Here is a 16,272-nt window from a genome sequence, read left to right on the forward strand (position 1 = left end):
ATGGCCGCCCTTGCTACACCAATGATCGAGGAGGCACAGCCGCTACAGATTACACCCAAGGCCGCCTGAAAATGCAGCCCGCTGGCCACACCCAATTCTACACCACATTGACGGACGCGACCGAATTTAATCTGGACCGGCCATCAGGGACAATTTGCGAAAATGGGTAATGCTTGCCCATTATTGCTTATTGCGTTGGCAACTGCGTCCAATAGCCGACGATCTATATCCTGTATCGCGCCCTGCTGCGACGCGCCGGTGGAAATCCCCAGCGGCGGCGATGCGCCATGACATTTGCATGCCCGGGCCGCCCTATATGTCGGAAGTCATATGGCATCGGATCGGATATTTTACCATTCTGTATCAAAGCGATACATATTGGCGGGGAAAGGCAAAATAGGTTGGAGGATCAATTATGAATGCGTAAATATACGCAATGGGGACAGGTCTCCGGTGGAGGATGGAGGCAGTCGGTAAGGGGCCCGTAGAGGTCGCTCCCGTGCCGGCGCCAGCTTTCCCAAGGTCGTGGACGGCGGGAGTCTGGCACCATTTCCCCCGCAGGTTCCCGCAACGGCTCCGGGCGATGGGGCCACTGTCCCGCGCGGGGCAAGGACGATGGGGAGAGGACATGATTGCTAGCCTGGGCGTTTCCCTTCCCGGTCCGAGGTTGAGGGAATGATCGGCGCCCTATTCCTGGCGTCCGCCCTGACGGTGGTCGATGGCGGCATGCTGCGCGTGAATGGCGAGCCGATCCGGCTGATCGGCATCGAAGCCCCCGACATTGTCGGCCGTTGCCGCAAGGGCAAGGCCTGCCCGGAGGACAGTTCGCGCCGGAGCAAGGAAAGCCTGAAGCACGCTTTGCGCGATCCCATCACCATCGTCCCCGTGGCGCGCGACGCCTATGGGCGCACCGTGGCCATCGTCTATGCCGGTGGGCTCAACATGTCGTGCGAACAGCTTCGCAAGGGCATGGCTGTCTATAGGCCGGCATGGGACATGGGGCGTCGGCTGGCCAGGGAATGCCGTTTCCTGACAAGGCGGTGATCGGGCGCGGCATTTTTGGAGCCCAAAGCGCCCCCAAGCCTTGCCGTGGGTCCCGTGATTTTTAGGAAAGTGTGGATGCCCGACAAGGATTCGAACCTTGATTGACGGAGTCAGAGTCCGCTCTCTTACCATTAGAGGATCGGGCATCAGGATGAGCCAGCGGCTCACCGGAGAGGCGCAAATAGGCGGCGATTCCGGATTGGTCAAGAGTTTTGCGACAGGCCTGCCGGACAATTTCATGCCCTGCCCGGCGCAACCATAAAAGAAAACCCGCCGGACAGGCTGTCGCTTCCGGCGGGCTCTTCATCGATCCCTGATGGGGTACGAAGGGCTGGGAGCCGTTTCCCGAGATAGGAAGCGGACCCCATTATTTCAAAGCGCTTATTCCATGTCCTCGGTGGTGAAATCCTCACCCTGGACGACGGCCAGCGGATCGTCGCCAATGGCGGCTTCCGGACCCTGGCGCAGTTCGGCGGCATGCTCTTCGGCAGCCGTCTTGGGCGCGATCAGGTCGACCTGGCTGGAGGCCCGCAGCGCCGCCCGCATCGCCGCGTCACGCGACGAGGCGGCGACGCGCATGCGGTTCATGCCGGCGCCGGTGCCCGCCGGGATCAGGCGGCCGACGATGACATTCTCCTTGAGCCCGACCAGCGTGTCCTTCTTGCCCTGGACCGCCGCTTCCGTGAGGACGCGGGTGGTTTCCTGGAAGGAGGCCGCCGAGATGAAGCTGCGCGTCTGGAGCGACGCCTTGGTGATGCCGAGCAGCACCGGCTTGCCCTCTGCCGGCTGGAAGCCGGGCTGGAGCTTGGCGTTGATCTCCTCCATCTCCTCGCGGTCGACCTGCTCGCCCACCAGCAGCGTGGTGTCGCCGGACACGGTGATCTCGACCTTTTGCAGCATCTGACGAACGATCGTTTCGATGTGCTTGTCGTTGATCTTCACGCCCTGCAGTCGATAGACTTCCTGGATTTCGGCAACCAGATATTCGGCCAGCGGCTCGATGCCGAGCACCTCGAGAATATCATGCGGGTCGGGCGAACCACCGATCAGGTTGTCGCCGCGCTTCACATAGTCGCCTTCCTGAACGTCGATCACCTTGCTCTTGGGGATCAGATATTCGACCGGCTCGCCGCCATCCTCCGGATTGATGGCGATCTTGCGCTTCGCCTTGTAATCCTTGAGGAACTGGACGCGGCCCGACACCTTGGCAATGATGGCATTGTCCTTGGGCTTGCGGGCTTCGAACAGTTCGGCGACGCGCGGCAGACCGCCGGTGATGTCGCGGGTCTTGGCCGCTTCGCGGCTGACACGCGCCAGCACGTCACCGGCCTGCACCTGCGCGCCGTCGTCCACCGACAGGGTCGCCCCCACCGCCAGCATGTAGCGTGCGGCTTCGCCCGACTGGTCGTCGAGCAGGGTGAGGCGCGGACGAAGGTCTTCCTTGGTGCGGGCGGACCCACGATGCTCGGTCACGACGCGCTGCGCGATGCCGGTCGCTTCGTCGGTCTGTTCGGTCAGCGTCTTGCCGTCGATCAGGTCCTGATACTTCACGATGCCCGGCTTTTCGGTGATCACCGGCATGGTGAAGGGGTCCCACTCAGCGAAGCGATCGCCCTTCTTCACGGTGTCGCCATCCGCGAACAGGATGGTCGCGCCGTAAGGCAGGCGGTGCGTTTCGCGCTCGCGGCCCTCGCTGTCGATGATCGCGATCTCGCCATTGCGGGCGAGGCTGAGGCGGCGGCCATTCTTGTCGGTGATGGTCGGCATGTCGCGCAGCTCGATCGTGCCGTCCGACATGGCTTCCAGGTTCGACGTTTCGTTGAAGTTCGCCGCGCCGCCGATGTGGAAGGTCCGCATGGTGAGCTGCGTACCCGGTTCACCGATGGACTGCGCCGCGATGACGCCGACCGCTTCGCCGATATTGACCGGCGTACCACGGGCGAGGTCACGGCCGTAGCACTTGCCGCAGACGCCCATCTTGCTTTCGCAGATCAGCGGGCTGCGGATCTTCACGGCCTGCGTGCCGATGGCCTCGATCTGCGCGACCAGCGCTTCGTCGAGCAGCGTGCCGATCGGCACGATGACCGAACCGTCCTTGCTGTCGACGATGTCCTGCGCCGTGGTGCGGCCCAGAATTCGTTCGCCGAGCGAAGCGATGACCGAGCCGCCCTGCACGATGGCCTTCATCTCCAGCGCCTTGTCGGTGCCGCAATCCTCCTCGACGACGGTGCAGTCCTGGCTGACGTCGACCAGACGGCGGGTCAGGTAACCCGAGTTCGCCGTCTTGAGCGCGGTGTCGGCCAGACCCTTGCGGGCGCCGTGGGTGGAGTTGAAATATTCAAGGACGGTGAGGCCCTCCTTGAAGTTCGAGATGATCGGCGTTTCGATGATCTCACCCGACGGCTTGGCCATCAGGCCGCGCATGCCGGCGAGCTGCTTCATCTGCGCCTGCGAACCACGGGCACCGGAATGCGCCATCATGTAGATGGAGTTGATCGGCGCCATGCGGCCCGTATTCGGGTCCTTGGGCTGGGCGCGGATTTCGTCCATCATGGCGTTCGCGACCTGGTCGCCGCAACGGCTCCAGGCGTCGATCACCTTGTTGTACTTTTCCTGCTGGGTGATCAGGCCGTCCTGATATTGCTGCTCATAGTCGGCCACCAGCGCCTTGGTTTCGTCGACCATCGCGGTCTTCGAATCCGGGATCACCATGTCGTCCTTGCCGAAGCTGATGCCCGCCTGGAACGCGTGGCGGAAGCCCAGCGCCATGATGGCGTCGGCGAACAGCACCGTGTCCTTCTGGCCGGTGTGACGATAGACCTGGTCGATGACGTCGCCGATTTCCTTCTTGGTGAGAAGGCGGTTGACGACGTCGAAGGGCACCTTGTGCGACTTGGGCAGGCATTCGCCCAGCAGCATGCGGCCCGGCGTGGTCTCGAACCGCTTCATATACTGATTGCCGGCTTCGTCGGTCTGCGGCACGCGGCTGACGATCTTCGAGTGCAGGGTGACGGCCTTGGCATAGAGGGCCTGATGGACCTCCTGCATGTCGGCCAGCAGCATGCCTTCGCCCGGCTCGCCTTCGCGCTCCATGGACAGGTAATAGATGCCCAGCACCATGTCCTGCGAGGGGACGATGATCGGCTTGCCGTTCGCGGGGCTGAGGATGTTGTTGGTCGACATCATCAGCACGCGGGCTTCCAGCTGGGCTTCCAGCGACAGCGGCACGTGGACGGCCATCTGGTCGCCGTCGAAGTCGGCGTTGAAGGCCGAGCAGACCAGCGGGTGAAGCTGGATCGCCTTGCCCTCGATCAGCACGGGTTCGAACGCCTGAATGCCGAGGCGGTGGAGCGTCGGCGCGCGGTTCAGCATGACCGGGTGCTCGCGAATGACTTCGTCGAGGATGTCCCAGACTTCCTTGCGCTCCTTCTCGACCCACTTCTTGGCCTGCTTCAGGGTCATGGAGAGACCCTTGGCGTCGAGGCGTGCGTAGATGAAGGGCTTGAACAGTTCGAGCGCCATCTTCTTGGGCAGGCCGCACTGGTGCAGCTTGAGTTCCGGGCCGGTCACGATGACCGAGCGGCCCGAATAGTCGACGCGCTTGCCGAGCAGGTTCTGACGGAAGCGGCCCTGCTTGCCCTTCAGCATGTCGGACAGCGACTTCAGCGGACGCTTGTTCGCGCCGGTGATGACGCGGCCGCGGCGGCCATTGTCGAACAGGGCGTCGACGGCCTCCTGCAGCATGCGCTTTTCGTTGCGGACGATGATGTCCGGCGCGCGCAGTTCCATCAGCCGCTTCAGGCGGTTGTTGCGGTTGATGACGCGGCGATAGAGGTCGTTCAGGTCCGAGGTCGCGAAGCGGCCGCCGTCCAGGGGAACAAGCGGGCGCAGTTCCGGCGGGATGACCGGCACGACGTCCAGGATCATCCACTCCGGCCGGTTGCCCGATTCCAGGAAGGACTCGACGACCTTCAGCCGCTTGATGATCTTCTTGGGCTTCAGTTCCGACTTGGTGACGGCCAGTTCGTCCAGCAGCGCCTGCTTCTCGCCCTCAAGGTCGAGGTCCATCAGCATCTGCTTGACCGCTTCCGCGCCGATGCCGGCGGAGAAGGCGTCTTCGCCATATTCGTCCTGCGCGTCGAGCAGTTCGTCCTCGGTCAGAAGCTGATACTTCTCCAGCGGGGTCAGGCCCGGCTCGGTGACGATGTAGCTTTCGAAATACAGGACGCGCTCAAGCTGCTTGAGCTGCATGTCGAGCAGCAGGCCGATGCGCGAGGGCAGCGACTTCAGGAACCAGATGTGCGCGACGGGCGCGGCCAGTTCGATATGGCCCATCCGTTCGCGGCGGACCTTCGACACCGTGACTTCGACACCGCATTTTTCGCAGACGATGCCCTTGTACTTCATGCGCTTGTACTTGCCGCACAGGCATTCATAGTCCTTGATCGGACCGAAGATGCGGGCGCAGAACAGGCCGTCACGTTCCGGCTTGAACGTGCGGTAGTTGATGGTTTCCGGCTTCTTGATCTCGCCGAAGGACCAGCTGCGGATGCGCTCCGGAGAGGCAAGGCCGATCTGGATCTGGTCGAAGGTTTCCGGCTTCTGGATCGGATTGGCGAAGTTCGTCAGTTCGTTCATTTTTCAGTCCCTCTAGAGGGTAAATTGTTCGGGGCGGGGCCGGGAGGGAGCGCCGTCTTCGGGAGACAGCGCTCCGGAGTTCCCTTTATTCCGCCGCCTGCGCGAAGCCGTCATCGTCCTCGATCTCGTCCATCGACGCGAGTTCGACATTGAGGCCCAGCGAGCGCATTTCCTTGACCAGCACGTTGAAGCTTTCGGGAATGCCGGCCTCGAACGTGTCGTCGCCCTTGACGATCGCCTCATAGACCTTGGTGCGGCCGACCACGTCGTCCGACTTCACCGTCAGCATTTCCTGCAGCGTGTAGGCGGCGCCATAGGCCTGGAGCGCCCACACCTCCATCTCACCGAAGCGCTGGCCGCCGAACTGCGCCTTACCGCCCAGCGGCTGCTGGGTGACGAGGCTGTAGGGGCCGATGGAGCGTGCGTGGATCTTGTCGTCGACCAGGTGGTGCAGCTTCAGCATGTAGATGATGCCGACAGTCACCTTGCGGTCGAACTTGTCGCCCGTGCGGCCATCGAACAGGTCCGACTGGCCCGACGAGTGCAGGCCCGCCAGTTCCAGCATCGCCGACACGTCCGCTTCGCGGGCTCCGTCGAACACCGGGGTCGCCATCGGCACGCCGCGTGCGAGATGTTCGGCCAGGTCCACGATCTGATCGGCCGTGCGGCCTTCGATCTGGTCGGCATATTGCGGCCCATAGGTTTCGAGCAGGCGGGTCTTCACCGCATCCGGCATCTCACCGCCCTGCGCGTTCGGATTGGCTTCGCGCCATTCCTCCAGCGCATGCTTGAGCTGCTGGCCCAGGCCGCGCGCGGCCCAGCCGAGGTGCGTTTCGAAGATCTGCCCGACGTTCATGCGCGACGGCACGCCCAGCGGGTTCAGCACGATGTCGACATGGGTGCCGTCCTCCAGGAAAGGCATGTCCTCGATCGGCAGGATGCGCGAGATGACGCCCTTGTTGCCGTGACGGCCGGCCATCTTGTCGCCCGGCTGCAGCTTGCGCTTCACCGCGACGAAGACCTTCACCATCTTGAGCACGCCTGGGGGAAGCTCGTCGCCGCGTTGCAGCTTGTCGACGCGGTCCTCGAACTTCTCGACGATCAGCTTCACCGCTTCGTCATATTGCGCCTTGACGGCTTCGATGCCGGCCTGGCGGGCGTCGTCCGCGACCGCGAACTTCCACCATTCATGACGCTCGACCTCAGCCAGCAGGGCTTCGTCGATTTCCACGCCCTTGCGCACGCCCTTGGGAGCGGCCGTGGCGGTCTGGCCCAGCAGCATTTCCTGGAGGCGGTTGAAGGTGGCGCGGTTCAGGATGGCGCGTTCGTCCTCGCGGTCCTTGGCGAGGCGGTCGATTTCCTCCCGCTCGATCGCCATGGCGCGCTCGTCCTTGTCGATGCCGTGGCGGTTGAAGACGCGGACTTCCACGACCGTGCCGGCCACGCCCGGCGGCAGACGCAGCGAGGTGTCGCGCACGTCGCTCGCCTTTTCGCCGAAGATGGCGCGGAGCAGCTTTTCTTCCGGGGTCATCGGCGATTCGCCCTTGGGGGTGATCTTGCCGACCAGGATGTCGCCCGGCTCCACTTCGGCGCCGATATAGACGATGCCCGCCTCGTCGAGGTTGCGCAGCGCTTCCTCGCCGACGTTCGGAATGTCGCGGGTGATGTCTTCCGGACCCAGCTTGGTGTCGCGGGCCATGACCTCGAACTCCTCGATATGGATCGAGGTGAAGACGTCATCCTTCACGATCCGCTCGGAGATCAGGATGGAGTCCTCGTAGTTGTAGCCGTTCCAGGGCATGAACGCGACCAGCGTGTTGCGGCCCAGCGCCAGCTCGCCGAACTCGGTCGACGGGCCGTCCGCGATGACGTCGCCGGCTTCGATCAGGTCGCCCACCTTCACCAGCGGGCGCTGGTTGATGCAGGTGTCCTGGTTGGAGCGCTGGAACTTCTGCAGCGTGTAGATGTCGACGCCCGACTGGCCGGGTTCGATGTCGCCGGTGGCGCGGATCACGATGCGGGTCGCGTCGACCTGATCGATGATGCCCGCGCGACGCGCCGCGATGGCGGCACCCGAGTCACGCGCAACCGTGCCTTCCATGCCGGTGCCGACGAACGGCGCCTCGGCACGGACCAGCGGCACGGCCTGACGCTGCATGTTCGATCCCATGAGCGCGCGGTTGGCGTCGTCATTTTCCAGGAACGGGATGAGCGAGGCCGCGACCGACACCAGCTGCTTGGGGCTGACGTCCATCAGGGTGATGTGGTCCTTGGGCGCCATCAGGAATTCGCCCGCTTCACGCGCCGAGATCAGGTCTTCGGCCAGCGTGCCCTCTTCGGTCAGCTCGGCGTTGGCCTGCGCGATCGTGTGCTTGGCTTCTTCCATCGCCGACAGGTAGACGACCTCATTGGTCACCTTGCCGTCGATCACCTTGCGGTAGGGCGTTTCGATGAAGCCGTATTTGTTCACGCGGCTGAAGGTCGCGAGGCTGTTGATCAGACCGATGTTCGGGCCTTCCGGCGTTTCGATCGGGCAGATGCGGCCATAATGGGTCGGGTGAACGTCGCGGACTTCGAAACCGGCGCGCTCGCGGGTCAGGCCGCCCGGCCCAAGCGCAGATACGCGGCGCTTGTGGGTGACTTCCGATAGCGGGTTGGTCTGGTCCATGAACTGCGAAAGCTGCGAGGAGCCGAAGAACTCACGCACGGCGGCCACGGCGGGCTTGGCGTTGATGAGGTCGTTCGGCATCACGGTCGACACGTCGACGCTCGACATGCGTTCCTTGACGGCGCGCTCCATGCGGAGAAGCCCGACGCGATACTGGTTTTCCAGCAGTTCGCCCACCGAGCGGACGCGGCGGTTGCCGAGATTGTCGATGTCGTCGATCTCGCCCTTGCCGTCCTTCAGGTTCACCAGTTCCTTGACGACCGCAAGGATGTCCTCGGTCCGCAGGGTGGTGACGGTATCCTCGGCGTCGAGGTCGAGGCGCATGTTGAGCTTGACGCGGCCCACGGCCGACAGGTCGTAGCGTTCCGGATCGAAGAAGAGGCCGGCGAAGAGGGCTTCGGCGGTTTCCTTCGTCGGCGGTTCGCCGGGGCGCATCACGCGATAGATGTCGGCCAGCGCCTGGTCCCGCTCCTCGGCCTTGTCGGCCTTCAGCGTGTTGCGGATCCACGGGCCCGTGGTGACATGGTCGATGTCGAGCAGTTCGAGGCGGTCGATGCCCGCCTTGTCCAGCTTTTCGAGGTTTTCCGGCGACACTTCGTCCCCGGCCTCGATGTAGATTTCGCCGGTGCTCTCGTTGATGAGGTCATAGGCGCTGTAACGGCCATAGACTTCCTCGGTCGGGATCAGAAGGGTTTCAAGGCCGTCCTTCTCCGCCTTGTTGGCGGCGCGGGGCGAAATCTTGTGACCGGCGGCGAACACCACCTCGCCCGACTTGGCGTCGACGATGTCGAAGGCGGGCTTCTGGCCGCGCCAGGCTTCGGCGGTGTAGGGAATCTGCCAGCCGCCTTCGCCGCGCAGGAAGGTCACCTTGTTGTAGAAATAGCCCAGAATGTCCTCGGCATTGAGGCCGAGCGCATAGAGCAACGCCGTGACCGGCAGCTTGCGCTTGCGGTCGATGCGGACGTTGACGATGTCCTTGGCGTCGAATTCGAAGTCGAGCCACGAACCGCGATAGGGGATCACGCGGGCGGCGAACAGATATTTGCCCGAAGAGTGGGTCTTGCCCCGGTCATGGTCGAACAGGACGCCCGGCGAGCGGTGCATCTGCGACACGATGACGCGCTCCGTGCCGTTGACGATGAAGGTGCCGTTCTGTGTCATGAGCGGCATGTCGCCCATGTACACGTCCTGCTCCTTGATATCCAGGACGGAGCGGGTTTCGGTGTCGGCATCCACCTCGAACACGATCAGGCGCAGCGTGACGCGCATCGGCGCCGCATAGGTGATGCCGCGCTGACGGCATTCCTCGACGTCATATTTCGGGTCTTCCAGCTCGTAATGGACGAAGTCCATTTCGGCGGTGCCGGCGAAATCGCGGATCGGGAAGACCGAGCGCAGGGTCTTTTCCAGGCCGGAGACATAGCCGATCGACGGATCGGAACGGAGGAACTGCTCATAGCTCTCCCGCTGGACTTCGATCAGGTTCGGCATCTGCACCACTTCGTGGATGTCGCCGAATACCTTTCTGATGCGCTTCTTCGCGCCGGTATTGCTGATCGTGGGGAGAGCTTTGGTCGCCATTGCGTATCCTGCCTGGTTGTTCGTCGCATTTTTTCGCATCGCAGCGAAAATTCAGCCTGGCCTGTCGGTTTCAGGGGTGATTCGCCCCTCCACCGCCACGCAAAAAAGTGCGGGCCGGGACTGTCCGATCCGCACTGTCAGCGTCTTGTGACCCGCCGTTTTCGCCCAATCCCGCCGGTCCCGTGCGCTAAACGAAGCCGGTCCCCGGGCGATCCGGGGGACGGTTCCCGCACGCCCGAGGGCAGTGCAAGAGCCGGATTTGAAAGACCCATATAGGCTCCATGCCCGCTCTTGTGAAGGGGGCAGGTCTGTTGATTCTGGCTGGTTGCCGCGTCAGGTCGTTGCTGTAGAGAGATGGGATGGCTTTTGCCGGGATTCAACCTCTTCTGCCGTCTGCTCGTCTGTCGTGAAGCCATGGGCGCGTCTGTGTTGCGCTTTCGCACTGGCCATGGCGGCGCCTGCCTATGGGCAGGAGGACGATGAAGCCGGGGAACCTTCCGCCGGCGAGCATGCCGTCTTCGTCACCGCCCGTCGCGTGGCCGAAGCGCAGGAGAGGGTGCCGATCAGTCTTGACCGCCTTGATGCGGCCGATCTGGAACGGCGCGGTATTGCCAGGCTGGCCGATCTGGCTGGCGTCGTGCCTAATCTCACCATGCCGACCATAGGTGCCTTTGGTGCGCAGCAGCCGATCATGCGCGGCGTCTTTTCTCCCATCGGCGCATCCACGATTGGCCTCTATATCGATGATGTGCCTATTCAGATCCGGTCGCTGGAGGTGGCGGGCAATCCCGACCTGCGCCGTTTCGACCTCGACCGCGTCGAGGTGCTGCGCGGGCCGCAGGGCACGCTGTTCGGCGCGGATTCCATGGGCGGCACCATCCGCACCCTGACCCGGCAGCCTCAACTGGAAGGCTTGGATGGGCAGGCCAGCGGCGAGTTTGCGTTGGTCGGGAGAGGGGGATTCAGCCGCGAAATGCAGTCGGCCCTGGGCGGCGCCATATTGCCCGGCCAGATCGGCATGCGCGTCAGCGCTTATTATCGCCGCGATGCCGGCGTTATCGACCGGTTCGACCTTTCCGGCGGGCTGTTGACGAAGAATATCGATCACGACGCGGCGCTGGGCCTGCGCTTCGCGTTGAAGGCGGCTCTTGGCGAGCGTCTGGCGTTGACGCCGTCGCTTTTCTTCCAGAGGGCGAAGCGGGGCGACCTGCCCTTTTACGAAAGCAGCCTGGGTCTCTTCCGTCAGACCGCCAGCCTCCGCCAGCCGGGCCACGATCGTTTCCTTTTGCCCGGCCTCACCGCGCGGCTGGACCTGGGCGGCGCCGTGCTCACCGGCGTCACTGCCTGGTTGGACCGCCGCAACCGCCAGATAGTAGATTATTCGGGCTATTTCGGAGAGATCATATTGGGTGGCATGGTCCCGGGAATCCGCACGCCCGGCGGCAGCTATAGCCGGACGACGGTCGATCAAACGGTTTTCACGCAGGAGTTGCGCATTGCATCCGCCGATCCTCGGGCGTCCGTCCGCTGGCTCGTCGGCGGCTTCTACAGCCGATCGCGGATCGCCATGGAACAGCATGTGGTCGAGCCTGGGATCGCCGATCTCGCGCAGTCGCAACTGGGCCTGTCGATCGAGGAGATTTTCGGCCTGCCGCTGCTGCCCGGCGGGCTGAGCTATCACAGCCGTCAGCAAATTCGTGAGCGCACGCTGGCGGTTTTCGGGCAGGCAAACTGGACCTTCGCGCCCCGTTGGGAAGTGACGGGAGGCCTGCGCCTGTCCTATAATCCATTGCGCTTCCGCTTGATGTCGGAGGGGCCTTTTGCGGGCGGCAGCAACGCGGTCGGGCCCCGGGGGCAAAGCGATACGCCCCTCATTCCCTATGCCGGGCTGTCCTGGCGACCGGGGGGCGACAGTCTTGTTTATCTGAGCGCCGGCAAGGGTTTTCGCGGCGGGGGGACCAATGGAGCGGTGCCGGCGAACAGTTGCGCGGCCGATCTTTCGGCGCTGGGCCGCGCTGCCGCACCGGACAGCTATGGCTCCGACTCGCTCTGGAGTTATGAGGTGGGCGTAAAAGCGGGATTGCCCGCCCGGCGGCTTCACTTGTCGCTGGCCGCTTTCCGCATCGACTGGCGACGCATACAGCAGTCCGTCACCTTGCCCAATTGCGGCTTTTCCTATGTCGACAACCTGGGGGCGGCTCGCAATCAGGGTGTCGAGCTGGCGTTACGGAGCGAGCCGCTGCGGCGGCTGGTGCTGGATTTCTCGTTCGGCTTCGTGGATGCGCGTTTCCGCCGCGATGTCGGGCTTCCAGCCTCGGCCATCGTCGCGGCGGGCGACCGGATACCCTATGTACCGCGATGGTCGGGGACGCTGGCGGCGGAATATGGCTTTACGCTGCCGGGGCGGCTGGACGGTTTCGTGCGGACCGAATGGCGGCAGGCAGGGCGCTATCGCCGCGCACCTTCGACCCGGTCGGTGGCCTATGATCCGCGTGTCTATTCGGGCGAGGGAAGCGAACTGCTGTTCCTGCGCATGGGGCTTGGCCGCGATGGCTGGCAGTTGTCCGCCTTTGCCGACAATCTGCTGAACAGCCGCGCGCTGCTCTACCGCAATGCAGAGCTGGTGCCGGTAACCGGATCGCCGCTGCGCGAAATGGCGCAACGGCCGCGCACTGTCGGTCTGTCAGCCAGCTTCGCCCTGTGACGAACGAACCGATGCGATAAGCGGCGCGGCGGCCAGTGCGAGTGCCGCATAGACCGAGACGGGCAAGCCGTAACCGCCGCCCGCCGCGCGCATCTGGTCTGTCCAGAGCGGCGCCAGCGCGCCAACCAGGCTGATGATCGCCGTGTTGAGGCCGAGCAGCCGGGGGAACGCCTCCGCCTCCACCGCGTCGGCGAGCAGCATCGATCCCGACTGGCCCGGCAGCGCGCTCGCAACGCCCCAGAGCAGGACGAACAGCCAGACCCCGGCCATGTCCATCATGCGGACCCCCAGCAGCGCCATGGTCCCCGCGGCCAGCAGCAGCGCCGTCGCACTCAGGCTGCGCCGCGCGCCGAGCCGGTCGGCCAGCATGCCGCCCATCAACAGGGCGGGCAGGCCGAGCAGATTGGCGCTGCTATAGGCCAGGACCGCCGTGGATTGGCTCAGGCCCTCCGCCATCAGGATGTCCACCGCCGCGAACAGCACGCCGTTGATCGCGAGCTGCAACAGGGTCATGGCCAGCACGATCCGGAGGAAATTCCCCGTCCGGATGGCTGCCGGGGGCGCGGTCCGCTCCACCGGCATCGGCCCGGCATCCGTCCGGTCCCCGGGGACGAGCAGCACCAGCAGGGGGCAGGCCAGCACGATCGCCGCCGAGCAGAACAGCATGGCCATGCGCCAGGTCCAGAAGGTCATGGCCGCCGCGACAAATGGCGGTACGACGGCGCCCGCCACGACGGCGGCGCCCAGAAAGACCGCAAGCGCCAGGCCTCGCCGCGCCACATGATGCCGGGTGATGACGGCGATGCCGGGCACGATGGTCGATGCGCCCGCGCCGAAGCCCGACAGCGCCATGCCCGCCATCAAGGCCGTTCGCTGCTGCGCGATGGCGGCGAGCGCGAAGCCGGCCGCACTGAGCAGAACGCCGATCAGCAGCACCGGCCGGACGCCGGCTTTTCCCATGAACGAACCGACCGCCAGGCTGGCAAGGCTCATCGCCAGCAGGAACGCGGTGGCGCCGCCGCCCGCCTGCCCCCCGAAATCGGCCGCGATCCCGGGCAGGAGCACGCCCAGCGACATCAGCGTGCACCCCTGGACCAGCAGCGTCATGGCCGACAGGGCGAGGACCGGAAGCCAGGCGCCGTCTGCGGAAAAGCGCGGGAGGAGGAGCAAGGGACGCGGCACGACGGCAGCTTTATCCGTTTTTCCAGCAATTTGAATGGATCGGTGTCCGATTTGTGCAATGCGGCAGGGCGCAATTGCGTATATTCCGCATGGGGACGTGGAGAGATCGGGGCAAAGCTGTGATCCGGACGGAGGATATTTACGACGCGGCGACCGACGACGGCGCGTTCGACCGGCTGGCTTCGACGCTGGCCGATGCGGTCGGCGCGCGCTCGGGCGTTCTGCATTGGGGCCGCACGCCCCAGCATGTCGCGGAAATCTCCTACTCCGGCTATTTCACCGATGCGCAAATGGCGCTTTACGACGAGGAGTTTCAGGACGACGACATTTGGGGCGTCGCGCTGGACCGGGCAGAGGCGGTCAATCGCGTCTGGAATGTCGAAGCGCTCGTACCGAGCCATGCCTATGAAGGCAGCCGCATCTACAATGAGTGGATCAAGGGCATGGGCGACGACACTTTCCGTTGCCTGGGCGGCGTGATCCGGAAGGACGGGACGACCGGCCATATCGGCCTGCATCGGGGCCGCACGCAAAAGCCGTTCAACGAGGGCGAAGTGCGGGCGATGCAGGACAGCATCGATCATATCGGCCGCATGTTCGCGATCCGCAGCAAGCTGGACCGCGCCAACCATTATGGCCGTTCGCTGCACGCGACGCTCGACATGGTGGGCCATGCCGTCTTCACCCTGCGCGCCAACGGCGCGCTGATCGACTGCAACCGGATGGCGGACGCGCTGCTGCGCCGGGGCGATGCGCTGAGCTTGCGTCAGCGGCAGTTGAAGGCGCGCGATCCCCGCGACGACGAAGCGTTGCAGGCCGCCTTCAGGGCCGCGACGGCCCGGCAGGGTGGACAGGCGAGCGCGATCTTCGTCCATCGCGAACGGGGCGCGCCCTATGTGCTGTCGATCGCCGCGGTGCGGGTCGGCATGGAGCGGCAGATCGTCGCGATCGCCACCGATCCCGCCGACCGGGACCAGAGCCTCGCCAGCCGCATCCGATCGCTTTACGGCCTCACCAGGGCGGAGGCGGAGGTGGCCGAAGCGCTTTGCCAGGGACGGGGCCTGGAAGACCTGTCGCAGGAACGCGGCGTGGCGCTCAACACCGTGCGGACGCAGATCAAGAATATCTATGTGAAGCTGGATTGCAGCCGCCAGTCCGAACTGGTCGCCCGCATCGGCGCGCTGCCGCGCCTGAGCGGGTTCGAGAACATGGAATAGCAGGCGAGGCGGAGCGCCCTTCAGGGTTGGGCGGGCGCCGTCACGGCCGGCGACGGCGGCGCGATCTTCACCACTTCGAAGCGTTCCTTGCGGCGCACGCCCGCCAGTTCCGGCGCGGCGGCGGGCGGCGGCGGGGCTGCCGCCCTGGGGTTCCGCTGGAGCATGCACTCATCCTTGTTGCCGCGCGGTGTCTGGAAGCAGTTCCAGAGCGAGCGCTGCAATCCCGTCGCGCTGTTGTGGATATAGGCGAAGGCCATGCTTTCCATCTGGTCGCCCGACAGAGGCAGGCCGCCCGGCGCGGTTCCCGCTCGCCAGGCCATGATCCGGCATTCCGGGCGCCCGGCGCAGAAGGTCTGGGCCATGGTCGGCCAACTGTCGGGGGAGATGGCGCGCCCCAGTTCGACCAGGAAACTCCTGGCCCCCGGCGCGATGGCGATGAGCCGGACGCCGGCCATCGTCCGGCCCAGCGAATCCGCCCCTATCGCCTGCTGCGGCCGGGCGGCGAGGTCGGCCAGCGTGCCGCCGGTCAGGGCAGGCGGGGACAGACCGGCGGGCGCATCCGGATCGCCCTGGTGCGCGGCGGACAGGCGCGCGATGCGCTGCACCAGCGGCTCGCCGCTTTCGCCCGCGCGGCGGAAGGCGGGGGGCGTGCCCCACCAGCCCCGCCAGCGGAAGAAGAGATGGGTGCCCACGGACGTGATCTTGTCCAGGCTGCCGCTCCAATAGGGCACGACCCAATCGGTATGATAATGGGTGGCGTAGCCGACCGGCTTGTACACCTTGCCCGCCAGGGCCGCCCGCGCGATGTCCCGCGCCCTTTCCCACGCCGCCTGGGTCGGCGTGCGGGCGAGCGCGCCGTCGCAGGTGAAGGTGAACTGGCACCCCGTCGCCCGTTCCTGCCCCTGGAAGACGACGCCGCAGACCGTCTTGGGAAAGGCGGGATGCCGCACGCGGTTCAGCACCACCTGCGCGACGGCCCGCTCGCCCACGGCATCGTCGCCCGCCTCGTAAAGCTGCGCGGCGGCCAGGCAGTCCGTGGCGCGGGCGAGGTCGATGGGCGATCCTGAGAAGAGGAATGGCCGCGCCGCCGGATTGGGCAGGCGGGAGAAGGGAATGGCGGCGTTGAAGGCCCGCGCCTGATCGCGCTCCAGCGCATAGACCTCCACCGGCGCGACTGCCGGCGGCGGCGTGGCGGGGCGCGTGAGCCGGGCGGCGGCGACGGCTTCCGGGCGCGGCCT

7 protein-coding genes and 1 tRNA gene are annotated in these 16,272 nt (G+C 65.2%); 3 read left to right on the top strand and 5 right to left on the bottom strand.

The features are described from left to right. The first annotated feature begins 675 nt into the window (after positions 1 to 675). The gene (locus A8G00_RS22025) at positions 676 to 1,044 is read left to right on the top strand and encodes a thermonuclease family protein (RefSeq protein ID WP_044661636.1); all 369 of its coding nucleotides are present in this window, start codon (positions 676 to 678) and stop codon (positions 1,042 to 1,044) included. 72 nt (positions 1,045 to 1,116) lie between these two features. Here the strand turns inward: A8G00_RS22025 and A8G00_RS22030 are convergent. From A8G00_RS22030 to rpoB, 3 genes are all read right to left on the bottom strand, one after another. Then, positions 1,117 to 1,190: transfer RNA gene (locus A8G00_RS22030), tRNA-Gln, on the bottom strand. A 235-nt stretch (positions 1,191 to 1,425) separates the two neighbouring features. Then, the gene (gene rpoC, locus A8G00_RS22035) at positions 1,426 to 5,682 is read right to left on the bottom strand and encodes a DNA-directed RNA polymerase subunit beta' (protein WP_103001689.1); all 4,257 of its coding nucleotides are present in this window, start codon (positions 5,680 to 5,682) and stop codon (positions 1,426 to 1,428) included. 85 nt (positions 5,683 to 5,767) lie between these two features. Beyond that, the gene (rpoB, locus tag A8G00_RS22040; protein WP_044661637.1) at positions 5,768 to 9,931 is read right to left on the bottom strand and encodes a DNA-directed RNA polymerase subunit beta; all 4,164 of its coding nucleotides are present in this window, start codon (positions 9,929 to 9,931) and stop codon (positions 5,768 to 5,770) included. Positions 9,932 to 10,379: 448 nt separating this feature from the next. Here rpoB and A8G00_RS22045 point away from each other — a divergent pair, with 448 nt between their 5' ends. Further along, on the top strand, positions 10,380 to 12,635 hold the full coding sequence (locus A8G00_RS22045) for a TonB-dependent receptor (protein WP_103001690.1): 2,256 nt from the start codon (positions 10,380 to 10,382) through the stop codon (positions 12,633 to 12,635). Here the strand turns inward: A8G00_RS22045 and A8G00_RS22050 are convergent. Next, a complete protein-coding gene (locus A8G00_RS22050) occupies positions 12,615 to 13,817 on the bottom strand; it encodes an MFS transporter (RefSeq protein ID WP_253258056.1) in 1,203 nt (400 codons plus the stop codon). The genes A8G00_RS22045 and A8G00_RS22050 overlap by 21 nt on opposite strands. Before the next feature lie 119 nt (positions 13,818 to 13,936). Here A8G00_RS22050 and A8G00_RS22055 point away from each other — a divergent pair, with 119 nt between their 5' ends. Continuing rightward, positions 13,937 to 15,034: a helix-turn-helix transcriptional regulator gene (locus A8G00_RS22055; RefSeq protein WP_253258057.1), complete on the top strand. Its 1,098-nt coding sequence runs from the start codon at positions 13,937 to 13,939 to the stop codon at positions 15,032 to 15,034. A gap of 20 nt (positions 15,035 to 15,054) precedes the next feature. On the opposite strand, the gene A8G00_RS22060 is transcribed toward A8G00_RS22055, so the two are convergent. Beyond that, on the bottom strand, positions 15,055 to 16,272 hold a 1,218-nt coding region (locus A8G00_RS22060), incomplete at its 5' end, for a cell wall hydrolase (protein WP_103001693.1).

The organism is Sphingobium sp. SA916, from assembly GCF_002894065.1.
GTDB lineage: Bacteria > Pseudomonadota > Alphaproteobacteria > Sphingomonadales > Sphingomonadaceae > Sphingobium > Sphingobium fuliginis.